24 protein-coding genes and 2 pseudogenes are annotated in these 23,932 nt (G+C 39.4%); 3 read left to right on the forward strand and 23 right to left on the reverse strand.

Going from position 1 to position 23,932, the window contains the following annotated elements; translation table 11 throughout:
- Positions 1 to 136: 136 nt before the first annotated feature.
- Positions 137 to 1,474 carry an exodeoxyribonuclease VII large subunit gene (xseA, locus tag ACU5DF_RS15435; protein WP_446713479.1) on the forward strand — a complete coding sequence of 446 codons (1,338 nt, stop codon included), beginning with the start codon at positions 137 to 139 and terminating at the stop codon, positions 1,472 to 1,474.
- 65 nt (positions 1,475 to 1,539) lie between these two features.
- Here xseA and ACU5DF_RS15440 read toward each other — a convergent pair whose 3' ends face one another.
- From ACU5DF_RS15440 to trmJ, 21 genes and pseudogenes are all read right to left on the reverse strand, one after another.
- A complete protein-coding gene (locus ACU5DF_RS15440) occupies positions 1,540 to 1,764 on the reverse strand; it encodes a zinc ribbon domain-containing protein (RefSeq protein ID WP_045101394.1) in 225 nt (74 codons plus the stop codon).
- Between the two features lie 297 nt (positions 1,765 to 2,061).
- Positions 2,062 to 2,940: an alanyl-tRNA editing protein gene (locus ACU5DF_RS15445; RefSeq protein ID WP_446713480.1), complete on the reverse strand. Its 879-nt coding sequence runs from the start codon at positions 2,938 to 2,940 to the stop codon at positions 2,062 to 2,064.
- A gap of 77 nt (positions 2,941 to 3,017) precedes the next feature.
- Positions 3,018 to 4,521, reverse strand: a pseudogene (der, locus tag ACU5DF_RS15450) (ribosome biogenesis GTPase Der).
- 179 nt (positions 4,522 to 4,700) lie between these two features.
- Positions 4,701 to 5,858: an outer membrane protein assembly factor BamB gene (bamB, locus tag ACU5DF_RS15455; protein WP_446713481.1), complete on the reverse strand. Its 1,158-nt coding sequence runs from the start codon at positions 5,856 to 5,858 to the stop codon at positions 4,701 to 4,703.
- Between the two features lie 10 nt (positions 5,859 to 5,868).
- Positions 5,869 to 6,480, reverse strand: a complete 612-nt coding sequence (locus ACU5DF_RS15460) for a YfgM family protein (protein WP_045101390.1) — start codon at positions 6,478 to 6,480, stop codon at positions 5,869 to 5,871.
- Positions 6,481 to 6,491: 11 nt separating this feature from the next.
- Positions 6,492 to 7,760 carry a histidine--tRNA ligase gene (gene hisS, locus ACU5DF_RS15465; protein ID WP_045101389.1) on the reverse strand — a complete coding sequence of 423 codons (1,269 nt, stop codon included), beginning with the start codon at positions 7,758 to 7,760 and terminating at the stop codon, positions 6,492 to 6,494.
- A gap of 38 nt (positions 7,761 to 7,798) precedes the next feature.
- Positions 7,799 to 8,917: a flavodoxin-dependent (E)-4-hydroxy-3-methylbut-2-enyl-diphosphate synthase gene (ispG, locus tag ACU5DF_RS15470; RefSeq protein ID WP_045101388.1), complete on the reverse strand. Its 1,119-nt coding sequence runs from the start codon at positions 8,915 to 8,917 to the stop codon at positions 7,799 to 7,801.
- 12 nt (positions 8,918 to 8,929) lie between these two features.
- Positions 8,930 to 9,853, reverse strand: coding sequence for a cytoskeleton protein RodZ (gene rodZ, locus ACU5DF_RS15475; RefSeq protein WP_446713482.1), 924 nt, complete (start codon positions 9,851 to 9,853; stop codon positions 8,930 to 8,932).
- On the reverse strand, positions 9,843 to 10,604 hold the full coding sequence (pilW, locus tag ACU5DF_RS15480; protein WP_045101386.1) for a type IV pilus biogenesis/stability protein PilW: 762 nt from the start codon (positions 10,602 to 10,604) through the stop codon (positions 9,843 to 9,845). Before pilW ends, rodZ begins: the two co-directional genes overlap by 11 nt.
- A gap of 30 nt (positions 10,605 to 10,634) precedes the next feature.
- Complete coding sequence (rlmN, locus tag ACU5DF_RS15485; protein WP_446713483.1) at positions 10,635 to 11,753, reverse strand: dual-specificity RNA methyltransferase RlmN; 1,119 nt, start codon at positions 11,751 to 11,753, stop codon at positions 10,635 to 10,637.
- Between the two features lie 222 nt (positions 11,754 to 11,975).
- Complete coding sequence (ndk, locus tag ACU5DF_RS15490; RefSeq protein WP_446713484.1) at positions 11,976 to 12,410, reverse strand: nucleoside-diphosphate kinase; 435 nt, start codon at positions 12,408 to 12,410, stop codon at positions 11,976 to 11,978.
- Between the two features lie 143 nt (positions 12,411 to 12,553).
- Positions 12,554 to 13,840: an aminopeptidase PepB gene (gene pepB / locus ACU5DF_RS15495; protein WP_446713485.1), complete on the reverse strand. Its 1,287-nt coding sequence runs from the start codon at positions 13,838 to 13,840 to the stop codon at positions 12,554 to 12,556.
- A 231-nt stretch (positions 13,841 to 14,071) separates the two neighbouring features.
- Positions 14,072 to 14,272: a Fe-S cluster assembly protein IscX gene (gene iscX, locus ACU5DF_RS15500; protein ID WP_045101382.1), complete on the reverse strand. Its 201-nt coding sequence runs from the start codon at positions 14,270 to 14,272 to the stop codon at positions 14,072 to 14,074.
- A 114-nt stretch (positions 14,273 to 14,386) separates the two neighbouring features.
- Positions 14,387 to 14,725 (reverse strand): ISC system 2Fe-2S type ferredoxin, encoded by a 339-nt coding sequence (gene fdx / locus ACU5DF_RS15505; protein ID WP_045101381.1) that lies wholly within the window; start codon positions 14,723 to 14,725, stop codon positions 14,387 to 14,389.
- A 2-nt stretch (positions 14,726 to 14,727) separates the two neighbouring features.
- Entirely contained in the window at positions 14,728 to 16,581 is a 1,854-nt protein-coding gene (hscA, locus tag ACU5DF_RS15510) for a Fe-S protein assembly chaperone HscA (RefSeq protein WP_446713486.1), read from the reverse strand.
- A gap of 35 nt (positions 16,582 to 16,616) precedes the next feature.
- A pseudogene (hscB, locus tag ACU5DF_RS15515) lies at positions 16,617 to 17,133 on the reverse strand (co-chaperone HscB).
- Positions 17,134 to 17,148: 15 nt separating this feature from the next.
- A complete protein-coding gene (gene iscA / locus ACU5DF_RS15520; RefSeq protein ID WP_045101378.1) occupies positions 17,149 to 17,472 on the reverse strand; it encodes an iron-sulfur cluster assembly protein IscA in 324 nt (107 codons plus the stop codon).
- Between the two features lie 110 nt (positions 17,473 to 17,582).
- Positions 17,583 to 17,960 (reverse strand): Fe-S cluster assembly scaffold IscU, encoded by a 378-nt coding sequence (iscU, locus tag ACU5DF_RS15525; RefSeq protein WP_045101377.1) that lies wholly within the window; start codon positions 17,958 to 17,960, stop codon positions 17,583 to 17,585.
- Between the two features lie 32 nt (positions 17,961 to 17,992).
- Positions 17,993 to 19,207, reverse strand: coding sequence for an IscS subfamily cysteine desulfurase (locus ACU5DF_RS15530; RefSeq protein WP_375321887.1), 1,215 nt, complete (start codon positions 19,205 to 19,207; stop codon positions 17,993 to 17,995).
- Positions 19,208 to 19,238: 31 nt separating this feature from the next.
- Positions 19,239 to 19,745 carry a Fe-S cluster assembly transcriptional regulator IscR gene (iscR, locus tag ACU5DF_RS15535; RefSeq protein WP_045101375.1) on the reverse strand — a complete coding sequence of 169 codons (507 nt, stop codon included), beginning with the start codon at positions 19,743 to 19,745 and terminating at the stop codon, positions 19,239 to 19,241.
- Between the two features lie 109 nt (positions 19,746 to 19,854).
- Positions 19,855 to 20,577: a tRNA (cytosine(32)/uridine(32)-2'-O)-methyltransferase TrmJ gene (gene trmJ, locus ACU5DF_RS15540; RefSeq protein ID WP_446713487.1), complete on the reverse strand. Its 723-nt coding sequence runs from the start codon at positions 20,575 to 20,577 to the stop codon at positions 19,855 to 19,857.
- A 207-nt stretch (positions 20,578 to 20,784) separates the two neighbouring features.
- Here trmJ and suhB point away from each other — a divergent pair, with 207 nt between their 5' ends.
- Complete coding sequence (gene suhB / locus ACU5DF_RS15545; protein ID WP_446713488.1) at positions 20,785 to 21,588, forward strand: inositol-1-monophosphatase; 804 nt, start codon at positions 20,785 to 20,787, stop codon at positions 21,586 to 21,588.
- Between the two features lie 102 nt (positions 21,589 to 21,690).
- Here suhB and truC read toward each other — a convergent pair whose 3' ends face one another.
- Both truC and ACU5DF_RS15555 read right to left on the reverse strand, forming a co-directional pair.
- The gene (gene truC, locus ACU5DF_RS15550; protein ID WP_446713489.1) at positions 21,691 to 22,476 is read right to left on the reverse strand and encodes a tRNA pseudouridine(65) synthase TruC; all 786 of its coding nucleotides are present in this window, start codon (positions 22,474 to 22,476) and stop codon (positions 21,691 to 21,693) included.
- A 1-nt stretch (position 22,477) separates the two neighbouring features.
- Positions 22,478 to 22,792, reverse strand: a complete 315-nt coding sequence (locus ACU5DF_RS15555) for a YqcC family protein (RefSeq protein WP_446714255.1) — start codon at positions 22,790 to 22,792, stop codon at positions 22,478 to 22,480.
- 102 nt (positions 22,793 to 22,894) lie between these two features.
- On the opposite strand from ACU5DF_RS15555, the gene ACU5DF_RS15560 reads away from it, so the two are divergent.
- Positions 22,895 to 23,932, forward strand: a complete 1,038-nt coding sequence (locus ACU5DF_RS15560) for a DUF3549 family protein (RefSeq protein ID WP_446713490.1) — start codon at positions 22,895 to 22,897, stop codon at positions 23,930 to 23,932.

A 23,932-nucleotide genomic window follows, 5' to 3' on the forward strand; every position in this document is an offset into this window, starting at 1 on the left:
GGATTTGATATTGCAGACGGATTATACGCACAGCGCAATCGCTTGGCTACACATTTATTTATTTTTAATTTGCATTTACCCCCTTGATATGTATTATATTGCCGCTAATTCCTATATTCATGTCTAAGGCATTTTGATGTCTCTCGATTCTAATCCCCGCATCTTTACAGTCTCTAGTCTTAACTCTGAAGTCCGCTTATTATTAGAAAATGAGATGGGCATTGTTTGGCTTATTGGCGAAATATCAAACCTAACTGTACCTGTCTCAGGCCATTGGTATCTCACTCTTAAAGACAGCCAAGCTCAAGTCAAATGTGCCATGTTTAAAGGCAATAACCGCCGTGTAACCTTTAAACCACAAAATGGTAAGCAAGTCCTTGTTAAAGCTCGCCTTTCTCTCTATGAACCTCGTGGTGACTATCAATTAATTATTGAAAGTATGCAACCCGAAGGTGATGGTAGGCTTCAACAAGAGTTTGACCAATTAAAAATGTCACTAGCTGCTGAGGGCTTATTTGCTCAAACAACAAAAAAAGCATTACCCGAGCAACCAAAACGGATCGGAATTATTACCTCTCAAACAGGTGCTGCACTATTTGATATTTTGAATGTGTTAAAACGACGCGATCCTAATTTACCAGTGGTGATTTATCCAACAATGGTTCAAGGTTCAAGTGCTGCAATTCAAATTGCTCAAGCGATTGGACGCGCCAATAGTCGTAATGAATGTGATATATTGATCGTGGGCCGAGGTGGTGGCTCTCTTGAAGATCTATGGTGTTTTAATGAAGAGATCGTAGCACGAACCATTGCAGCAAGTAAGATCCCTATCGTCAGTGCAGTTGGTCATGAGATCGATATTACTATTGCCGATTTTGTAGCTGATGTAAGAGCGCCAACGCCTTCTGCTGCCGCCGAATTAGTGAGCCGAGATTTATCTTCTCAACTGCAGATCGTAACGCATCAGAAACGTCGTTTAAATAGTGCAATAGATCGCTATTTAGCAGGGCAACAACGCCAATTATCAACACTTCAACATCGTCTTGAAAAGCAGCATCCACAGATGCAATTAAACAATCAAAGCCAAAAGCTAGATGACTTAAATCAACGTTTAATGTCATATATGCAGCAACGTCTACAGCGCCATCAACATAAGGTTGAAAACCTAACTTTACGTTTAAGCAATCTATCTCCTGCAAAAAAAGTATCTCAAGATAAGTTACGTGTTGAAGAGTTAAAGCGTCGCTTATTAGATTCAATGGATAGAAACCTGCTCATGCAACGTCATCAATTAGCATTGGCCGCTGAAAAGCTAGATACCGTCAGCCCATTAGCGACATTACAACGTGGCTACTCCATTACTCGTAATAAAAAAGGGACGGTTATTACCTCAACAAAACAAGTTAATATTGGCGAAAACATTACTACTCGTTTTGTTGATGGTGAAATCACATCTACTGTTGTTCCTGAATAATTATAGTAACCAATTTAATAATCATCGCGAACACAGAAATTAAGCCTGTTTAAAAATAAACCGGCTTAACTTTCAATAAACTCAATTTTAGCACGCGATTTTGATTTCAATTCATTACAATCATGGCAAAAATAGCTTGGTGCACCACATGCATTAAGCTTTTCCATCTCCTTACTGCAATCTGGACAATAAGCCAATTTTTTAAATTCAACCTGACAAAAATCACAATGATATCCAGCTTTACTCCAACGTAATTCAGACTGACACTTTGGGCATTCGTTTACTTGCATTTTTAGTACTCCTTCTTAAATTGATCCTGTTAGCTGTGGGCAATAAATAGTGCGGATCTTTGCCCTTATAGGGATCTGATCAGCGATCATGCCCTTTAAGAACATTTATACAACCACACCCCGAAAGCATTAGTTACATATCCTGCATTTCGATTTTAAACGATATAAAACTTCAATTAATGTCATGAAAATCAGATAAAACAGAGTATCAATAAAGGTTTTACTTCCCATTTAAGTCAAAAACACTCGATTTACCTTAAATACAGCATAAGATCTACATGTTATGTAATTTCAATTTTATATTCGCTGTTTAGATCGAGTCAGCATTAGTAGCTCTTGCTCACTTTGCATCTTTAATTGAACATTGATCTCTTGATACTCAATAAATGAAGAGACATGAGTACCACCACAAGGTAGTTTTGCTACTCCATCTATACCAAAATCTGCTATCCAGTAACGTGAATCTGTTAACGCTTTCCCTTCACATTCAATAATTACTTCATTTTCTAAGGCTAACCACTCAATTATTTGCTTATTAACTTGCTCTGCAATCACATCAAGATCGGTAATCATATCTGCACTATTTAGTCCGCGCTTACGTAATGTTTTACCTAGTCGATACACATCCTCGCAATGATCTTCTGTCACAAAACTGGTTTCTTGGGCATAACTATTAAAGTTGTAATGACCGAGCTCATCTTTTCGATCTGCATCTTTGCGCCAATAATTAGCATGAAGGATTTTATTTAATGCTAAATAAGCAATGTGCCCTGCACTATGCCCACGACTTAGCGCATCTTGGTACGTTTTATCAACCTGTAAATTTGCAGTGTTTTCTACTGATAAATTGGCATCTTTTGAAATTAAATGTGAAATAACAAATACCCATCCCGATTCACCACGTTTAATTGGAATATCTTTGTCGATATATAGCTCACCTGTTGCCAATTCAATCGCCCCCGTCTGACAAGCAAGAATTGGGTAATCATTGCTGCCTATTTGTACTGTCCCTTTATCTTCTGGATGATCTGGCCAAATATGACTGACTGGATGAAAAGGCGTTTCTTTGGTCACAAACCACTTACCTTGGTCTGTTTCTTTGACTAATTGAATAACTGACGTGTGCTGCCATGTGTTATGACAAAAAAGAATCTCTGTTGCTGATAACTGAGTCATGATTTTTACCTAAAAAAAACGCCCAACTAATATGGGCGTTTTATTATTTAATAATGTATGAATAAAGTAACTACAAATTACTTTTTATTGCGGTTTTTCACTGCACCGACAAGACGCTTACGTTGACGTTCTTGAGATAGAGTCAACTTACCACCGCGATCTTCAAATGGGTTTTCACTATTCTGGAATTGAATGCGAATAGGTGTACCCATGATTTCTAATGATTTACGGAAGTAGTTCATTAAGAAACGTTTGTAAGAAGAAGGTAATTCTTTTACTTGGTTACCGTGAATAACGATAAGTGGTGGGTTATAACCACCTGCGTGTGCATATTTCAGTTTCACACGACGGCCACGAACCATTGGTGGTTGGTGATCATCTTGAGCCATCTTCATGATACGAGTAAGAACAGATGTACCTACACGCTTAGTTGCAGAAACATACGCTTCTTGTACTGATTCATATAAGTGACCAACACCTGTACCATGTAAAGCTGAGATGAAGTGAAGACGAGCAAAATCAACAAAGCCTAGACGACGGTCTAGCTCAGATTTCACTTTCTCTTTAACTTCATTATCAAGACCATCCCACTTATTCACAGCAATCACTAATGAACGACCAGCGTTCAATGCAAAGCCTAGTAAGCTTAGATCTTGATCTGAGATGTTTTCACGAGCATCGATAACAAGCAATACTACGTTAGCATCTTCAACCGCTTTCCAATGTTTTGATTACAGAGAATTTCTCAACCGTTTCATTGATGCGACCACGGCGACGAACACCTGCAGTATCAATCAATACGTATTCTTGGCCTTCACGTTCCATTGGAATATAAATAGAGTCACGAGTTGTACCAGGCATATCATAAACAACCACACGATCTTCACCTAAAATACGGTTAATTAGCGTTGATTTACCTACGTTAGGACGACCGATAATAGCAAGTTTGATTGGTTGGTCTTGAAGACGTGAGAAATCTTTTTCTGCATCTTCTTCTGTACGATCTTTTTCTTCTTCTTCGAAATCTTCAAATTCAGTAAGATCCATGATCTCACCATTTTCATCTTTCAAAGACTCTTCAATTAACTCTTCCATGAAAGGAGCAAGAGCTAACTCAAGTAGAGAAGTTACACCACGGCCATGTGAAGCGGCGATTTGGTAAACTTTATTCATACCCAATTGCCAGAACTCAGCACTTGCTGCATCAGCATCAATACCATCGATCTTATTTACTACTAAGAACGTTGGTTTTTCACGTGAACGTAAGTGTTTTGCAATCGCTTCATCAGATGATGTTAAACCAGCACGGCCATCAACCATAAATAACACAACATCAGCTTCTTCAATCGCAGCTAATGACTGTTCTGCCATTTTAGTTTCTACACCTTCTTCAGTTCCATCAATACCGCCGGTATCGATCAAAATGAATTCAAGCTCTTCTAACTTAGCACGGCCGTATTTACGGTCACGAGTTAAGCCTGGAAAGTCAGCAACTAATGCATCCCTTGTACGCGTAACACGGTTAAACAGCGTCGATTTACCAACATTTGGACGCCCTACCAGAGCAACAACAGGAATCATATATACCTCTTAATTTAATCATAGGCATAGCGCGAGCTAATACCAATTTGATGATAGTTTTTTAATATGAACGGATAAAAACCATCACCAAATTGGATTATCTTTCACTATCTAAAAACAATAAAAGGCCCCAAAGTCAAAAGGACTTGGAGCCAATTCACAATTATAGCAAATAAAACCTATTTAATTCGCATTTTTTTGATATCGCCTTCGCGAGTTACAATTAAAAAGCCATCTTCAACAATAATTGGTGATACTGCGATACCATCACTATCTATTTCTTGTTGAGAAACAAATAGCCCTGTATCTCTGTCTAACCAGTGTAGATAACCTTCACTGTCAGCTAAAACAATATTATTATCAATGATCATTGGTGATGTCAGCTGACGATATTCAAGCTCTTCATTGCTCCAAAGCTCAGTACCACTTCGAGCATCAACTGCTACAACATGATCTTTCTCTGTTACTAAGAAAAGGCGCTTACCATCTGATGACATATCTGTCGCTGATGAGTAATTACGCTTCCATACAGGTTGGCCAGAACGAAGATCAAGTGCGATCAACTGCCCGTTATAGCCAATGGTATATAAACGCCCACCTAAAATAAGCGGAGAAGCATCAACATCAACTAAACGATCAATTTCTGTTGCACCTTTTGGCGTTCCTACTGGCTGCTGCCATAGCAATTGACCTTTAGACATCAATGCAGCGGCTAAACGACCATTAGACATACCCCAAAATACGCCACCAGAAATACTAACAGGAGCACTATCACCACGAAGTGTTAAGTTAGGCACTTCACTGTTGATCTGCCATTTTTCATCACCCGTTTCAGCATCAAAAGCAATCAATGCACCACGGCTAGTATGAACAATTACATAACCTTCATCTGCTAATGGTTTTGCTAGTACTTCACCATCGACTTTCTTACGCCAAAGTTCATCACCCGTTTCAGCATCAAGGGTGATCACTTCACCATTTTCTGAACCGATGAAGACTTTACCATAAGTCAGTGTTAAACCACCTGACAATCGAGCAGTTCCGTCTTGTTCTAAATCTTTTTCCCAAACAGTTTTACCATTTTCAGGATCCAACGATTTAACAAGACCATCTCTGCTTGCAACATAAACTTTTTGATAAGCATATACAGGTGTTAGACGTGAAAAATAGTGTCCAACACCATCACCAATTGAACTTGTCCATTCCGTTGTTGGCTCAAACTGATTTTGAACCACAGGAACCGGTGCCATTACGATTGTATCTTCTTCGCTCGCACAGCCAAACAGCATGGAGAAACCAAAGGTACATAATGCCGCTTTCTTTAACACCTTACGCATTCAGTTGTCCTTATTCTGCTAAATCATCCAGTTTCATTTGAACCGCTTGATTGGTTCCAGCTTGCAATGCTTCTGTATACGCTGTGCGAGCTGTTGCTAAATCACCTTGACGAAGTGCAATATCACCTTTTAGTTCTGCAACACGTGCTGACCAACTTACTGGTTTAACACCTGCTAATGTCGCTAAAGCGTCATCGAATTTATCTTGTTCTGCTTGAATACGTGCAATTCGAACTTGAGCAGTAGCAATTAAAGATTCATCCTTACTGTTACTTGCAACCCAAGTTAATTGCTCTAATGCGGCATTAAGTTGAGCAGCTTCAACTTGCACTTTGGCTAGTTGAAGTGCTGCAAGTGCTGCATATTCGCTTTTGGCATTAGCCGTAATAAAAGCTTGAGCAGAATCCGCAGCCTCTGCTCCAGATACTTGTAATGCTGTTAGTGTTTGCTCATAAGAAATTGAAGCAACTTCTTTTGCTTCAAGTTGTGCAGCTTGGTAATATTTCCAACCTAAAATTGCACCAATACCAACAACACCACCAATAACGACTGCTTTACCGTTTTCTTTCCACCAGCTTTTAATGGCTTCAACTTGTTGTTCTTCAGTTTCGTAGGCTTCCACGTCCTATCCTCTTAAATCAATTCAGCTAATTTTGCGAATACATCTGTTTGAGCTAGTGTTTCTTGTTCACCAGTTCGTAAGTCTTTTACGTTAACAGTTTGCTCTGCAACTTCACTCTCACCTAAAATAAGAGCAACGGCTGCACCAGCATTATCTGCACGTTTAAATTGCTTTTTGAAATTACCACCACCGAAGTGACACATTACACGTAAACCTGGTACTTGCTCACGCAGTGATTCTGCCAGTTTCATGCCTGACATCAAGGTACCTTCACCAGATGTCACCATGTATACATCTACTGAACGACGTACATTGGTTAATTCTAATGTTTCCATTAACAGCACTAAACGCTCTAGGCCCATTGCAAAACCAACAGCTGGCGTTGCTTTACCACCTAGTTGTTCAACAAGACCATCGTAACGACCACCACCACACACTGTACCTTGAGCACCTAAGCTTTCTGTAATCCACTCAAAAACAGTACGGTTATAATAATCTAATCCACGCACTAAACGTTGATTAACTTGATATTGGATGCCAGCAGCGTCAAGTAGTTCACATAATCCAGAAAAATGTGCTTTTGAATCTTCATCTAAATATTCAGATAGTTTAGGTGCGTCACCTAAAATAGCTTGTACATCAGGATTTTTAGTATCAAGAACACGCATTGGATTAGTATGCATACGACGTTTACAATCGTCATCTAATACATCCAAATGCTGCTCTAAGAAAGCAACTAATGCTATACGGTAGTTAGCACGAGCTTCTAGAGAACCAATTGAGTTCAACTCTAGGCGTACATGCTTATCAATACCTAATTCACGCCATAAACGTGCTGTCATCATAATCAATTCAGCGTCAACATCAGGACCATTCAGACCAAATACTTCAACACCCACTTGGTGGAATTGACGGTAACGGCCTTTTTGAGGACGCTCATGACGGAACATTGGACCCATGTACCATAAACGTTGTTCTTGGTTGTACAGTAGACCATTTTCAATCCCAGCACGCACACAACCTGCTGTACCTTCTGGACGAAGTGTTAAGCTATCACCATTACGGTCTTCAAACGTGTACATCTCTTTTTCTACTACGTCGGTTACTTCACCGATAGCACGTTTAAATAAGTTTGTTTGCTCAACAATAGGCATACGAACTTCGTTATAACCGTATGCACTGATAACGCGTTTTACGCTATCTTCAACTTTGTGCCATAATGGCGATTGTGTTGGAAGGCAGTCATTCATGCCTCGAATTGCTTGGATTGCTTTAGCCACGTTCACTTCCCAATGGATTTATTTATATCTACAATTAATCAGTCTACCTGATTAATATCAATTTGGTTTTCTTTTGATAACATTGCTGCTTTTGCGCGGATCTTCGCTTCTAACTTATCAACAATATTGTCGTTATCAAAACGTTCCTTTTGGCGAATGCCATCTTCATAGAAGGCACTTTTACGATTACTTCCGGCAATGCCCATATGAGAGACTTCAGCCTCACCTGGACCATTAACCACACAGCCAATAAGAGAAACATCCATTGGCGTGATTAAATCTTCTAAACGTTGCTCTAGTTCATTTACTGTTGCAATAACATCAAACTCTTGACGAGAACAGGTAGGACACGCAATAAAGTTAATTCCACGAGAACGAATACGCAATGATTTTAAAATATCAAAGCCTACTTTAATTTCTTCGATTGGATCTGCTGCCAAAGAAATACGTAATGTATCGCCAATACCTTCAGACAATAGCATGCCTAGGCCAACCGCTGATTTAACAGAGCCAGCACGAGCACCGCCCGCTTCAGTAATGCCTAAATGCAATGGCTGAGCAATTTGCTTAGCCAATAGTCGATAAGAGTCTACCGCTAAAAAGACATCTGATGCTTTTACGCTAACTTTAAATTGATCAAAGTTCATTCGATCCAAGATATCTACATGGCGCATTGCCGACTCAAGTAGCGCTTGGGCCGTTGGTTCTTTGTATTTAACTTGAATGTCTTTTTCTAATGAACCGCCATTCACACCAATTCGAATAGGGATATTTTTATCTTTTGCACAATCAACAACAGAACGAATACGCTGCTCGTTACCAATATTTCCCGGATTAATTCGCAAACAATCAACACCGTATTCAGCAACTTGTAATGCAATTCGATAATCAAAATGAATATCAGCAACTAAAGGAACTGAGACTTGTTGCTTAATCGCTTTAAATGCTTCAGCTGCATCCATTGTTGGCACTGAAACTCGGACAATATCTGCGCCCACTTTTTCAAGGGCTTTAATTTGGGCTACCGTCGCCGCAACATCAGTCGTTAATGTATTTGTCATTGACTGAACAGCGATAGGTGCACCATCACCAATAGGAACATTACCCACATAGATGCGGGTAGATTGGCGACGTTTAATTGGGGACTCTATATGCATGGAATCAACTCATTATTGAGGTAAGGTTAATCGTGCAACTTTACCTGCTGGATAAGCAGATAAATCAACAGGTTTACCTTTATAAGTTAGTGTAACGGCACTTGGTGCACCAATAATTAATTTATAAGGAGCTTTACCTGTCAGTTTCAATGTTTGGTTGGCTTTTTTAACACCAGAATATAAACGCTCATTCGAAGCATCTTTAATTTGTAACCAACAATCATTACTAAAAGTCATTGCTACATCTTCAATTGCTATTACTTCTGTTAGTGTTGTACTTTTCGGTTCTTCTTTTGGAACCTCTACCGCCTCTGCTACTTTAACCACCTGAGCAGTTACTGATTCAGAATTTTTTTCTTGTTGTTCTGGTTTAAGTATTTCTAATTTAGGCTCCTGCGCTGGTTCTTGTGATGTAATCTCTTCAACTACAGGTAGCACATTTGTATCAATTAAAGCATTTTCTTCAATCTCAATTTCTTCTGTAGGAACAACCCCAACACTAGCAACTTCTACCGTTTCTAACTGTTGCTGTTCTTGCCACCACCACAAAACAGACATGCTTAAGATCAGAGCAAAAATAACCCATGTTAGTTTCATAATACGATTGTCATGTTTTTCTCTTTTTGTCTTACGAGAAAAACTTTGCATATCATGCTCTTCAATTTTAGCCTTACCTAATTGATCCAATGCAGATAATACATCTGCTTCTGGGACATTAACTAATTTAGCGTAAGATCGATAATAACCACGCGTAAAGGTGGCTAATTTACCCATATCAAATTGGTCAGCTTCGATTTGCTCTAAGACTTCAACACGTAATCGTAAACGAGATGAAATATCTTCAAGACTAAGCTGCTGTTCTTTACGAGCGACTTGTAATAATAGGCCAGGAGCTGTTAATTCTTCTACTTTTTCTTCAATATGTTCATGAGTCATAATTTAAATAATTCTGATATTCTCTGGAGTCTGGATATTTCGCCTCGAGTAAATCTGCGTATTTCTTAACTAAATGCGCATTGCCGGCTTTTTTTTCTAATTCTATGAGTAAGCTTAGGCTGACAGGTTTATATCCGTACTTCTTAGTAAATTTAAACAGCGCAATTCTCGGTTCTGAATAGTTACCTTCATCAATATTTAATTTAGCCAATTGAAGGGTGGAGCGAACTCGATTCGGATCATGAGCTAATGAGCGCTCAAAATACGTTTTTGCTGTCACTGTATCCCCACTACTTAATGCACACATTGCTGCATTTTCATAGCTTGCCGAAACAAGATAGTAGTAAGGTTGTTCTATTGCTTGAGAAAACTTACGTTGAGCTTCCTCATACCGGCCACCTTTACAAAGAAAAACGCCGTAGTTATTTAATACATTACCATTTTTTGACGAAGAACGTAATGCTCGTTTGTAAGCCTTTTCAGCTAAAATATCTTCATCAACTTGTTGGTAATAATAGGCAAGGGAAGTTTGGGAGCGATAATAATCAGGGGCGTGTCGTACAGCCAATTCTAAGTTTTCACGGGCTTTTATCATATCTCCCGCATTTAAGTAACTTAGTCCGAGAGTAATTCGAGCTTCAGCAGCTCGAATTACCTCTTCTTTACTCATTTCATTAGTCTCTGGAACCATCACACAACCACTGCCCATTAACAGACCAAACGTTAATAGTGTTGCTTTCCATTTCTGCATTCTGCCTTCCCTTGCTGTGATGCACCTAGGCTAAACAGTTTTTACAGGAATTTCTTCACCTTGCTGTTTAGTTTGAGTACGTTTAGTTCTATCGATTACATCACCCACTAATTGACCACAAGCAGCATCAATATCGTCACCACGAGTTTTACGAACCGTTACCGTAAAATCATATTCCATGAGTGTTTTCATGAATCGATCAATTCGTGAATTACTTGGTTTCTTGTATGGTGACCCAGGATATGGGTTAAATGGAATCAAATTAATCTTTGCAGGGGTATCTTTTAGCAATTCTGCGAGTTGTCTTGCATGATTCATATCGTCATTAATATGATCAAGAAGTACGTACTCTACCGTCACACGACCACGGTTGGCATTTGATGATTCGATATACTCACGAACACACGCTAAGAATGCTTCAATGTTCCAACGATCATTGATTGGCATGATTTCACTACGTAGCTCATCGGTTGGAGCATGAAGAGAGATAGCAAGTGCTACATCCACTTTACCAATCATTTGCTCTAGGCCAGATACAACACCAGAAGTAGAGACAGTAACGCGACGCTTAGATAAACCAAAACCTAAATCATCTAACATAATATCTAATGATGGAATTAGATTTTTCATGTTAAGTAATGGCTCACCCATTCCCATCATTACAACATTTGTAATTGGGCGGCGGCCTGTTTCTTTCTCTAAACCAATTTCACGAGCTGCACGCCAAATTTGGCCTACAATTTCAGATACTTTTAAATTACGGTTGAAACCCTGTTGAGCAGTTGAACAGAATGTACACGCTAAAGCACAACCAACTTGAGAAGAGACACATAACGTTGCACGATCTCCGTCTGGGATATATACCGTTTCAACATCTTGATCGCCAACTTTCATTGCCCACTTAATCGTACCATCAACTGAATGTTGAGCTTCAGATACGTAAGGTGCACGGATTTCACACTTGTGTTTTAGTTTTTCACGAAGCTTTTTGTTGATGTTATTCATTTGATCGAAGTCATCACAACCAAAGTGATACATCCACTTCATAATTTGATCGGCTCTGAATGCTTTTTCTCCTAATTCCTCAGAAAAAAATGTTCGAAGTCCTTTACGATCAAAGTCCAGTAGATTGATTTTAGCTGTAGTCATGTTGCCTCTCTGATAAATAACATCACCGCGAATATCGGGCGCAGAATTGTACAAGTTTTGAGAGGATATTACTAGAGGGTAGATGTTTGAAGCGGGTGTATGATTAATCTGTATAGAAAAGAAAAGTTACCGTATTGACTATATTATTTTTAATACCAGACTAACAGCAAGCTCCTCTGAAATCTTCAAGGGAGCTTGCGACCGATCTGAATCCTTAATGCTTTATTCTGCAGGACGAGGACAAATTTCATCTTCAGCAAAGAAATAAGCAATTTCACGAGCCGCTGATTCTGGGCTATCTGAACCATGAACTGAGTTGTAGCGCATGCTTATTGCATAGTCAGAACGAATAGTTCCACATGCCGCTTGTTCTGGATTTGTTTTACCCATTAATTCACGGTAACGAACAATTACGTCTTCACCTTCAAGTACTTGAACCATTACTGGTCCAGATGTCATGTATTCTACCAATGCAGCAAAAAACTCTTTACCTTCATGTTCAGCATAAAAACCTTCCGCTTGCTCTTTTGTTAAAAGAAGCATTTTCGCGGCTACAACTTGCATACCTGTTTTTTCAATACGACGGTAAATAGCGCCAATTAGATTACGCTTAACAGCATCTGGTTTTACAATTGAAAAAGTACGTTCTATTGTCATTTTACTTTCCTTTAAAGTGTCTTTTTAGATCTTATATTAATTCCGAACAGTACTCTTTATTCTCTTAAAACGACAATAAAATACTGATGGGAATTATCTAGTAATAAAAAAGAAGACCGAGTGTAACTCGATCTTCATTCTATTTATTTCGTTAAAAGGTTCGCTAATGTTCTTACACCAACACCAGTTGCTCCTGCAGACCATTTATCTGATGGAGCAGTACGGTAAGTTGCTGAACAATCCATATGTAACCAACCTTTCTTATAATCATCAACAAAATAAGAAAGAAAGCCTGCAGCCGTACTTGCACCTGGTGAATATGGACCTGAACCAATGTTTGCTAAATCAGCAAAGCTTGATGGCAACATAGTTCGGTGGAATTCCATTAATGGTAAACGCCATAGGCCTTCGTTTTCTTCTTGAGCTGAATTTAATGCTTTTTGGCTTAGTTCATCATCAAAACTTAACAGTGAATGGAAATCGTTGCCTACCGCCATTTTGGCTGCACCTGTTAGCGTTGCGCAGTCAATAATAAGCTCTGGGTTCTGCTCTGATGCAAACTGAAGTCCATCAGCAAGAACTAAGCGGCCTTCTGCGTCAGTATTTAAGATTTCTACTGTTTTACCATTTTTATAGGTAATAATATCGCCTAACTTTAATGCTCGACCTGAGATCATGTTTTCAGCACAACATAAAATCAATTTAACACGTTTGTCTAAGCCACGAAGAATTGACATTGCAAGACCAGCTGTTGCTAATGCAGAGCCGCCCATGTCCGCTTTCATTGATGCCATGCCGCCAGATGGTTTAATGCTGTAACCACCAGAATCAAACGTAATGCCTTTACCAACCAAACAAGCGAAAACTGGTGCGTCAGCATCACCTGTTGGATTGTAATCTAATTGCAGCATCGCAGATGTACGCTCAGAGCCACGGCCTACCGCATAAATACCAGTCCAACCTTCAGTTAATAAATCTTTATCTTTAACAATCTTAGCTGTCACTGTACCAGCAGGAGCTACCGATTTAATAAACTCAGCAGCCATTGTTGTTAACTGACGAGGAGCAACCTCTTCTGCAGTTTTATTGATGATTTCACGAGTCCAGTTAGTCGTTAGAATACGATCATTCAACTCTTTTTCATCTGCCGCTTCAAGTGCAGTCCAAGCCACGTCATTATTGCTTTTTGAATCACGGAAACCTTGAACAAAAGACCAAATAGACTCTAAGTCCCACTCTGAACCTTCTAGTTCAACAGCAACAAGACCTTGACCAGTTAACTTTCGAGCTGCACGCTGAATTGCACTATAAACGTCGCTGTCAATACAGTGAATAACGGCACCTTCAGTCGTAAATGAAAGTGGCGCATTAACACCCCAATGAGTGGGTGCAGCAATTGATGAAAGCTGTACAGTCAACTTTTGTGACATGGTGAATCTCCTTTAAGCACGCAATAACTCCATACAATCATACAGATTAGCTCTGCCAATTATTTATATTGCGCTAATACAAACAGGTAATAAGCGAACAGAATGTTCTTTTAATATAATTTGCCTACTTTACCTTGGCGATACAAGGCATTTACACAAAATGTAAGAGGTGGATCCAATCAGTTGATGGGATTTTATACTTTACTAAGTCGATTCATTAATACGATTAAATTAATCTCGCTCATCCATCCAGCAAAGAACTATCGCTTCTAATATTTTCTCACCAGAATGATTTGGATCATCATCAAATTCTTTTAAAGCCATAACCCATTCTCTTAAATCAGTAAAACGAACAGTTTGAGGATCAATCTCTGGGTATTGCTCTGAAAGCTCAATTGCAATGTCACGTGAATCTATCCATTTAATGCTCATAATTTCATCCTTAATTATTATAGATATAAAAAAAGGTAAGCTCTGAAATGTAAGTTTATCACTTACTTTTCATCTCTTACCTTTATCAACAGTAGTTCAATTAATCAGGTAAGATTAATGATCTTCTGATGCTAAGTTTAGTGTATATTTTGGAATTTCTACCACTAAATCTTGTTTTGCCATTCTTGCTTGACAACCTAAACGAGACTCAGGCTCTAGACCCCACGCCTTATCTAGCATGTCATCTTCAAGCTCATCGCTCTCTTCTAGTGAATCAAACCCTTCACGAATAACAATATGACACGTTGTACACGCACATGATTTTTCACAAGCATGTTCAATCGCAATACCGTTTTTTAAAGCAACGTCTAAAACTGTATCACCTTCATTTGCTTCAAGCACTGCACCTTCTGGGCATAACTCATCGTGTGGTAGAACAATAATCTTTGGCATTTCTATACCTCATCAATAGATTGACCGGCTAATGCGGCACGAATAGAGGCATCCATTCGACGCGCAGCAAACTCTTGGCTTGCTTCATCAGCGTGTTTAATTCCATCTTCAATTGCTTGCGTATCTGTACCTTGACGTACTGTGATCAACGCTTCAACTGCTTGTAAAATTTCTGCTTGTTCTTCTTTTGATAGCAAGGTATCGCCATCATTATTTAATGCAACAACAAGACCTTCAATAACTCGATCGGCTTCAACTTGTTGTTCTGCTAATGCGCGCGCTTGCATGTCTTCTTTTGCAAACGTCATTGAATCTTTTAGCATATTCGCGACTTCATAATCACTTAAACCGTAAGAAGGCTTAACTTGAATATGAGACTGAACACCGGTACTTTTTTCCATTGCCGTTACAGATAAAAGACCATCCGCATCCACTTGGTAAGTCACTCGGATATGCGCAGCACCCGCTGTCATTGGTGGAATGCCTTTCAGTGAAAAGCGAGCCAGAGAACGACCATCTTCCACCATTTCACGTTCACCTTGAACGACATGAACCATCATGCCTGTTTGGCCATCTTTAAATGTGGTAAATTCTTGCGCTTTCGCTACAGGGATCGTGGTATTACGTGGAATGATTTTTTCAACCAAGCCACCCATAGTTTCAATACCTAAAGACAATGGAATAACATCAAGTAATAACATTTCAGCATCTGGTTTATTACCGACTAAAATATCCGCTTGAATTGCAGCACCAATAGCAACCACTTGATCGGGATCGATACTGGTTAATGGTGTTTTACCAAAATAGTCACCAACAGAGCTGCGCACGATAGGTGTTCTTGTCGAACCACCAACCATCACTACTTCTATTATCTCTTCTGAAATAATGTTTGCGTCTTTTAGTGCTCGACGACATGCCATTAATGTCTTTTTCACTAATGGTTGAATAAGTTGATTAAATACTTCAACCGTCAACACACCAGACCACGCTTTGAACGTGATATCAACAGAGTCGCTATCTGATAAAGCAACTTTAGTTTCTGTTGCTAATGTTAATAATTCACGCTGATCTTGTTTAGATAACTCCGCAATAATACCTGCTTGTTCTTTAATCCAAGTGGTAATTACATGGTCAAAATCATCGCCACCAAGTGCAGAATCTCCACCCGTTGCTAATACTTCAAATACGCCTTTTGATAAACGTAAAATTGAAATATCAAACGTACCACCACCAAGATCATAAACTGCAATAACGCCTTCCTGACCTGAATCTAAGCCATAAGCAATCGCTGCTGCTGTTGGTTCATTCAACAAACGTAAAACATTTAAGCCAGCAAGTGTCGCTGCATCTTTTGTCCCTGCTCGTTGAGCATCATCAAAATAAGCAGGTACTGTAATTACAACGCCTTCAAGATCACCACCTAACGTTGCTTGAGCACGATTAGATAATGATTTAAGGATCTCAGCTGATACTTGAACTGGATTCACATCACCTTGAGGAGTGCTAATAACAGGTAACCCGTTATCACTCTCTTTAAACTGGTAAGGTAACTCTGGGTAGCGTGCTTGAATGTCTTTTAATGAGCGTCCCATTAAGCGTTTTACAGAAATTATTGTATTTTGAGGATCAGAAGCGGCTGATTGGTAAGCGTTGGCACCCACACAAATTTTATCGTTTTGATATTGCACCACTGACGGAAGAATTACGTTACCTTTCGCATCAGGTAAAGTATTTGCTTCACCACTTCGAACCGAAGCAACCAGTGAGTTAGTTGTGCCTAGATCGATGCCGACAGCCAGCTTATGCTGATGTGGTGCAGCACTTTGTCCAGGCTCAGAAATTTGTAGAAATGCCATGGGTAATATCCTTCACTTAATTAATCTAACAAAGATTAATTTAATAATTTATCTTCTAACTTTTCGACTTCTTGATTAACGCTTATCAATAAACTTTAGTTTACGTACGCTTTGTGCCGCTTCTTGCCATGCATCCGCGTCTAATTGTTGTTTTAATTCAGACAATTGTGATTTACGCATTGCAGAAACATTTTCAGAAAAATCAAATAATGCACTTTCAGGATCAGAACTTGATGAGATATCCTCTAGATCTTCTCGCAGTTCCATTTGTTGCATTAAAAACATTGGATCTTGCATCGTCGTTTGTTCACCACGAATGTCATGACCTTGTTCTGAAAGTAGGTATTCTGCACGGGAGAGTGGATTTTTAAGCGTTTGATAAGCGTCGTTAATTTGTGCCGCTTTTTGAACGGAAAGTAAGCGGTCACGCTCTGACGAAGTCGCGAAGTTATCGGGATGGAATCGTTTCTGCAATTCACGGAATTGAGCAGAAAGAAGGCCACCATCCAGGTCAAACTGGTTTGGTAGCCCAAATAATTCAAAATGATTCATAGTTAACGTTATGCTCTATACGTTGAAGCTTTCACCACACCCACATTCACTTTTTACGTTTGGATTGTTGAATTGGAAACCTTCATTTAGACCTTCTTTGGCAAAATCTAACTCAGTTCCATCCATGTAAGCTAAGCTTTTTGGATCGATGATAATCTTAACCCCAAACTCTTCAAACACTTGGTCTTCTTCGTTTAGTTCATCAACAAATTCAAGAATATACGCCATACCAGAGCAACCAGAGGTTCTTACGCCTAAACGTAGACCAATGCCTTTTCCTCGGTTTTCAAGAAATGTTTGAACACGGCTTGCTGCTGCTTCAGTTACTGAAATGGCCATACTACAACCTTTACTATATTTGTTTGTGGTCATGGGCGTCGTTAGTCAATAACGACCTATATTAGACAATAAAGCGCCTATAACAAGACGCTTTATAACGTTACTTAATCTTAGTGTTTATTACGGTAATCAGATACCGCTGCTTTAATCGCATCTTCCGCCAAGATTGAACAGTGAACTTTCACTGGTGGTAATTCTAGCTCTTCGGCGATTTCAGCATTTTTAAGCGCTGCTGCTTCGTCTAGTGTTTTACCTTTAACCCACTCAGTAACTAGTGAGCTTGATGCGATTGCAGAACCGCAACCGTATGTTTTAAATTTTGCGTCTTCAATAATACCTTCTGGAGATACTTTGATTTGCAGTTTCATTACGTCACCACATGCTGGTGCGCCAACCATGCCGCTACCTACTGATGGATCATCTTTTTCAAATGAGCCAACGTTACGTGGATTTTCGTAGTGATCGATTACTTTTTCGCTATAAGCCATGATAAATACCTCTAAATTCTGGAACGTCCGTGTTAGTGGTGTGCCCACTCAACCGTGTTTAAGTCGATGCCTTCTTTATACATATCCCATAATGGAGACATATCACGCAGTTTATTTACTGCTTGGCTAATTTGTGTGATTGCATGATCAATCTCTTCTTCTGTCGTATAACGACCAAATGAGAAACGAATTGAACTATGTGCTAACTCATCATTCAGACCTAACGCACGCAATACATACGATGGTTCAAGACTTGCTGAAGTACATGCTGAACCAGAAGAAACGGCAAGGTCTTTCAGTGCCATTAGCAATGATTCGCCTTCAACAAACTCAAAGCTAATGTTCAAGTTATGCGGTACACGCTGGTCTAAATCACCATTAATGTGTACAGCTTCCATATCTTTAACGCCATCAAGAAGACGATCACGCATTGCTAAACAATGATCATAATCTTTTTGCATCTCTTCTTTTGCGATACGACACGCTTCACCCATACCAACGATTTGATGAGTTGCTAATGTACCAGAACGGAAACCACGCTCATGACCACCACCGTGCATTTGTGCTTCTAAACGAATACGCGGTTTACGACGAACGTACAATGCGCCAATACCTTTAGGTCCGTACATTTTATGAGCAGAAAGAGAGATTAAATCCACTTTCATTTCCTGTACATCAAGAGGTATTTTACCTGCTGATTGTGCTGCATCAACATGGAAAATAATTTTACGAGAACGACAAAGCTCACCAATTGCTGTGATGTCTTGAATCACACCAATTTCATTGTTCACATGCATAATAGAAACAAGCACGGTATCTTCACGCATTGCTGCTTCTAATTTAGCTAGATCAACTAAACCATTTGATTCAGGCTCTAGGTACGTTACTTCGTAACCTTCGCGCTCAAGTTGACGGCATGGATCCAGAACTGCTTTATGCTCAGTTTTACAAGTAATAACGTGCTTACCTTTCTTATGATAGAAATGTGCAGCACCTTTAATTGCAAGGTTATCTGATTCTGTAGCGCCTGATGTAAATACGATCTCACGTGGGTCGGCATTTAATAAAGCGGCAATATTATCACGAGCAGTATCTACTGCTTCTTCAGCCTGCCAGCCGTAGCGGTGTGAACGTGACGCAGGGTTACCAAAGCATCCGTCCATTGTCATATGTTGAACCATTTTATTCGCTACACGCTCATCAACAGGACAAGTCGCCGAATAATCAAAGTAAATTGGTAGTTTCATTTTCATCTCCGAGAATACAGACGTTTGACCGTCAAAGGCGGACATTAACACCCACAGAATTTATTATTTTAGAACCCGTTGCTAACCCATTATTTAAGGCTACATCGGTATTTTGTCTATCTGATACTTGCTGAACTTCATTATCAACCATGAGCTCACCAAGAGTAATACCATCTAAGAAGCTACTAATACGTGAGCTTAAATCACGCCACAAGGTATGCGTTAAGCAACGCGTTCCACCTTGGCAGCCTTCTTTACCATGACATTTAGTTGCATCAACCGATTCATCAACCGCTGAAATAACCATTCCAACCGCAATTTCATCAGGTTTTAATCCTAAGCGATAACCACCACCTGGACCTCGAACGCTAGCAACTAAACCGGCTTTACGTAATCTAGAGAATAATTGTTCAAGATAAGATAATGAAATCCCTTGCCTCTCCGAGATATCGGCAAGTGGCACTGGGCCTTCTTGAGCATGCAGTGCAACATCGAGCATTGCTGTTACAGCATACCTTCCTTTCGAAGTTAATTTCATAAGTTACCTCATATCCACACTATTCGTATGGAATGAAGTTTCCCATACCTGACTAATTTGGTCAAGTATTTATCCTACTATTTTAGTCAAGTATTAATCTTGATGATAATTATTCTTTTATACTTCTTTCTACCGCAGTTAAAATACCACGAAGTGTACGTAATTCTTGTGTTTCCGGACGAGCACGATTAAACATGCGACGCATCTTATTCATAACTTGCCCAGGATGGGCTTTATTAATAAAGTCTGTGTCTGTCATGACTTTTTCAAGGTGCTCATAAAATAATTCTAATTCGTAATTTAAAGGATATTCATCTTCCTTAGACTCTCCTTTATAGGCAATGCTATCTAACCACGCCACACGAGCTTCATAACTGATTGTTTGCACAGCCATTGCTAGATTTAGAGAGCTGTATTCAGGGTTAGCAGGAATACACACATGAAAATGACATTTCTGTAATTCTTCATTGGTTAGGCCCACTCTTTCTCTACCAAAAATAAAGGCTATTGGGTGTGAAGGAGCTTCTTCTATTGCTTTTACACCAGCTTCACGAGGCTCAAGCATTGGCCATTCAAGTGTTCTTGAACGTGCACTTGAACCTATAACTAGACCACAGTCAGAAATTGCTTCATCTAAGGTATTAACAATACGCGCTCGATTCGCAATATCACTTGCACCTGCAGCTAATGCGATGGCTTGACCATCAACTTCACACTCTGGCGCAACTAATACCATATTAGTTAAGCCCATTACTTTCATTGCACGAGCCGCTGACCCAATGTTTCCTGAATGGCTAGTACCAACAAGGACAATACGAATTCTATCTAGCATGTTATTTTTCCATATGATGAAAAGAGCCGCCGGATACTATCATAAAGCAATTTCCCTTTCTTCTTTATATGCCAGAGATTTTAACCCACAATCGCTTTTTTTATAATAAACCCATCAACTGAACAAAAAATAAACGCTTCCTTTTGATAACTACTTTGTGTATACTCGCCGCGATTTCTGTTCTTTAACATCTTTTGGGATATAACTATGCATCCAATGCTAAATATTGCTATACGTACTGCGCGTAAAGCCGGTGACTTTGTTGCTAAATCTTTTGAGCAAACTGACAAAATTGAAACAACAAAAAAAGGCAATAACGAGTTTATTACGAACATCGAAAACGATGCTCAATACATGCTTGTTGACATGATCAAGAAATCTTACCCTGATCACAGCATCATTTCTGAAGAGTCTGGCCTAATCGAAGGCAAAGACGCTGACGTTCAATGGATCATTGACCCATTAGATGGCACGACTAACTTCGTTAAAGGTATCCCACACTTCTCTATCTCTATTGCGGTTCGCATTAAAGGCCGTACAGAAGTTGCTTGTGTATACGATCCAATCCGTAATGAATTATTCACAGCTCAACGTGGTTCTGGTGCTCAACGCAACAACCAACGTGTTCGTGTTCAAGAATTAAAAGACATGAACGAAACAATTCTTGCGACTGGTCTTCCATACCGCCAAAAACAACATGCAGAAAGTTACTCAAAAGTACTAGGCGCAATGTTTGTTGAATGTGCTGATATCCGTAGCTCTGGCTGTCCTTCTCTAGATTTATGTTACCTAGCTGCAGCTCGCATCGATGGTTTCTTCGCTCTTGGCCTTAAGCCTTGGGAAATGGCAGCAGCAGACCTAATCGCTCGTGAATCAGGCGTTATCTGTACTGACTTCTCTGGCAACACTGACTACATGAAAACTGGTGGCCTAGTAGCTGGTAGCCCACGTATCGTTAAGTCTATGCTTAAGAAAATCCGTGAAAACGGTAGCGAAGCAATGACTAAATAATCTTAATTGATTATAAAGGTTTGAATTAAAAATCTTTATTAAAAAAAGGGAAGTGAGTTTATCTCACTTCCCTTTTTTTGTTGTCTTTTTTTGAACGTAATTCTACAACTCAATATCCCAACCAAACTCTGCCATTAATCTCTGCCACGTTTCATCAACACTTGCTTTTATTATGATATTTTCATCCGTAATTGGGTGAGTAAAGCTCAACTCTGATGCATGCAATAACAAACGATGGCTATCTAAATTTTCTTTAAATAATCGATTGTGCTTACCGTCACCATGACTCGTGTCCCCTACGATTGGATGACGTAAATGTGCCATATGACGACGGAGCTGATGCTTTCTGCCCGTATGAGGTTTAAGCTCCATTAGACAATAACGACTGGTTGGAAACTTACCTGTTGAATAAGGCAGCTCTACCTTAGCTAATGGTTTGTATTCCGTTATCGCTTCTTTTGCTTCAACTTCTTTTGATGCTTTTTTATCGGCAATTTTATCCAGCTCTTTTTTAAGAGGATAATCCAGTGTATCCGCTTCTTCTATCCAGCCACGAACTATCGCATGGTAAGTTTTCTTAATTTCTCGACTCGCAAATAGCGGTGAAACTTGAGCGGCAACCTCACTTGATAATGCAAAAAACAATATACCTGATGTAGGTCTATCTAAACGGTGCAATGGAAAAACATGCTGACCAATTTGATCTCGCAATGTCTGCATAGCAAACACAGTTTCATGTTTATCAAGCCATGAGCGGTGTACTAGCATTCCCGCAGGTTTATTTATCGCAATTAAGTGCTCGTCACGATAAACAATCTCAAGCTCAATTGGCTCAACCTTCTCTTCTAATAACTCATCGTGAGTCACTGCGTTTTCTTCTGTATTCACTTTATTTACCTAATGCATCAATGGCGTGACATAAACGAACAATTTCAATGTAACCATCAACATCTTTTAATGCTTCTTCAATATAAGGCGCAATCGAAAATCCTTTTGGCGTCGGTTGACCATGAGAAATTAACTGATTCATTTTAGGAATGAAAATCCACTGTAGCCATTCAGTAGCAGATAAGGTGTCGATTGAAAAAGGTTCTGTACTTGATAAATCAGCTATCGATGGGGCTGTAATTTGCCAGTGTCCATGATATTCCAATTGTTGAGCTAACTGCTCTAGTAACTCTGATAATACTAACGATGCTGTCATAACCGATTGAACTCGCACTCTCTGATACTTTTAATGACAAAGGATACCATCTTATCAAGGCTTGGGTATAATCACGACATTAACCATAGAATAAGACATATCATGGACCAGATTTATACGCTTAGCCAACTGATACAACAATCAGACTGTGAATACACAATTTATGATTTAGGTCGTCGTGTACAACCTATTTCAAATAAACAATTTGAATCCATAGAAGCGGCTCAGCAACCTTATCCTTATCCTCTTCAACGTCATGCTCATTTAGCGATAGCTTATTGGAATAAAAGTAAACAACCTTGGATTTGGTTTTTAAAACTTCCTTTAGATGAACGCGGTTTATTACAACAAGGTGATATCGGTAACTTTATTAAGTATGTGGTTGAAGCAATTGGTGTGTCATTAAGTGGCGATTTAAACGAAGAGCAGCAACAAAAGCTTTCAAGTAATCCATACACGTTTAAGCCTAAAGACGACAAAATGGCTATGTTTCACAGTGTATTACGTACCACACTGAAACAGCCAATGAGCCAATATTACGAACACGCTCAAACTTACCTTTCTGGCAATAATGGATGGGATAATTGGCAGTTTGTTGGAGTGCAGGGTTTAGCAGATGTCTGTGCAAATCTTGATAAAGAAAATAATGGCGTTGCATTACGTAAAGCATTGTCATATTTACCAACTACGGTTTTATATGCCACTCTTGGCTGCTTAGAGCACATTGATCTGCCAGAGAAATTAGCCCTAAAGCAGCAAGACATTATTAGTGACCTTTGTAACGATGATAGTACCGATCTATTTCTATTATCTGCACATATTCGTGCACTTTCTGGCGCAGATACAAAAATCCTAACTCAAGCATTAACTCATATTTTATCGAGTGAACGTCTAAGTCACCCTGAAGTATTGGTGGCAATTGCTGGTCGTTGCTGGACTGGATTAGAAGATGTTGCGACGGCCAATTTATTTTTACTTCGTTTAGCTCAAACAGGTGATCAACAACTGTTCAATCAACTGTTTTCCGATTTGGTCATGCAACCTAAATTACGTATGTGTATGCTACAAATCCTTCATGGTGAAGCGGATCCAAAACTTGCAGATGCGTTATTAACTTTACAGCAAACTACTAAGAGCTAA

It is taken from the genome of Aliivibrio wodanis (assembly GCF_052920805.1).

Coding starts and splice junctions, on each gene's coding strand:
- hscA (WP_446713486.1), bottom strand. CDS start 16,581: ATGGCATTTCTACAAATTTCTGAGCCTGGACAAAGTGCTGCACCACAT.
- fdx (WP_045101381.1), bottom strand. CDS start 14,725: ATGCCAAAGATTATTGTTCTACCACACGATGAGTTATGCCCAGAAGGT.
- rodZ (WP_446713482.1), bottom strand. CDS start 9,853: ATGACTCATGAACATATTGAAGAAAAAGTAGAAGAATTAACAGCTCCT.
- ispG (WP_045101388.1), bottom strand. CDS start 8,917: ATGCATATAGAGTCCCCAATTAAACGTCGCCAATCTACCCGCATCTAT.
- ndk (WP_446713484.1), bottom strand. CDS start 12,410: ATGACAATAGAACGTACTTTTTCAATTGTAAAACCAGATGCTGTTAAG.
- pilW (WP_045101386.1), bottom strand. CDS start 10,604: ATGCAGAAATGGAAAGCAACACTATTAACGTTTGGTCTGTTAATGGGC.
- rlmN (WP_446713483.1), bottom strand. CDS start 11,753: ATGACTACAGCTAAAATCAATCTACTGGACTTTGATCGTAAAGGACTT.
- ACU5DF_RS15530 (WP_375321887.1), bottom strand. CDS start 19,207: ATGAAACTACCAATTTACTTTGATTATTCGGCGACTTGTCCTGTTGAT.
- iscX (WP_045101382.1), bottom strand. CDS start 14,272: ATGAGCATTAAATGGATAGATTCACGTGACATTGCAATTGAGCTTTCA.
- xseA (WP_446713479.1), top strand. CDS start 137: ATGTCTCTCGATTCTAATCCCCGCATCTTTACAGTCTCTAGTCTTAAC.
- ACU5DF_RS15555 (WP_446714255.1), bottom strand. CDS start 22,792: ATGACAGCATCGTTAGTATTATCAGAGTTACTAGAGCAGTTAGCTCAA.
- iscU (WP_045101377.1), bottom strand. CDS start 17,960: ATGGCTTATAGCGAAAAAGTAATCGATCACTACGAAAATCCACGTAAC.
- iscA (WP_045101378.1), bottom strand. CDS start 17,472: ATGGCCATTTCAGTAACTGAAGCAGCAGCAAGCCGTGTTCAAACATTT.
- ACU5DF_RS15440 (WP_045101394.1), bottom strand. CDS start 1,764: ATGCAAGTAAACGAATGCCCAAAGTGTCAGTCTGAATTACGTTGGAGT.
- trmJ (WP_446713487.1), bottom strand. CDS start 20,577: ATGCTAGATAGAATTCGTATTGTCCTTGTTGGTACTAGCCATTCAGGA.
- ACU5DF_RS15445 (WP_446713480.1), bottom strand. CDS start 2,940: ATGACTCAGTTATCAGCAACAGAGATTCTTTTTTGTCATAACACATGG.
- iscR (WP_045101375.1), bottom strand. CDS start 19,745: ATGAAATTAACTTCGAAAGGAAGGTATGCTGTAACAGCAATGCTCGAT.
- bamB (WP_446713481.1), bottom strand. CDS start 5,858: ATGCGTAAGGTGTTAAAGAAAGCGGCATTATGTACCTTTGGTTTCTCC.
- ACU5DF_RS15560 (WP_446713490.1), top strand. CDS start 22,895: ATGGACCAGATTTATACGCTTAGCCAACTGATACAACAATCAGACTGT.
- suhB (WP_446713488.1), top strand. CDS start 20,785: ATGCATCCAATGCTAAATATTGCTATACGTACTGCGCGTAAAGCCGGT.
- pepB (WP_446713485.1), bottom strand. CDS start 13,840: ATGTCACAAAAGTTGACTGTACAGCTTTCATCAATTGCTGCACCCACT.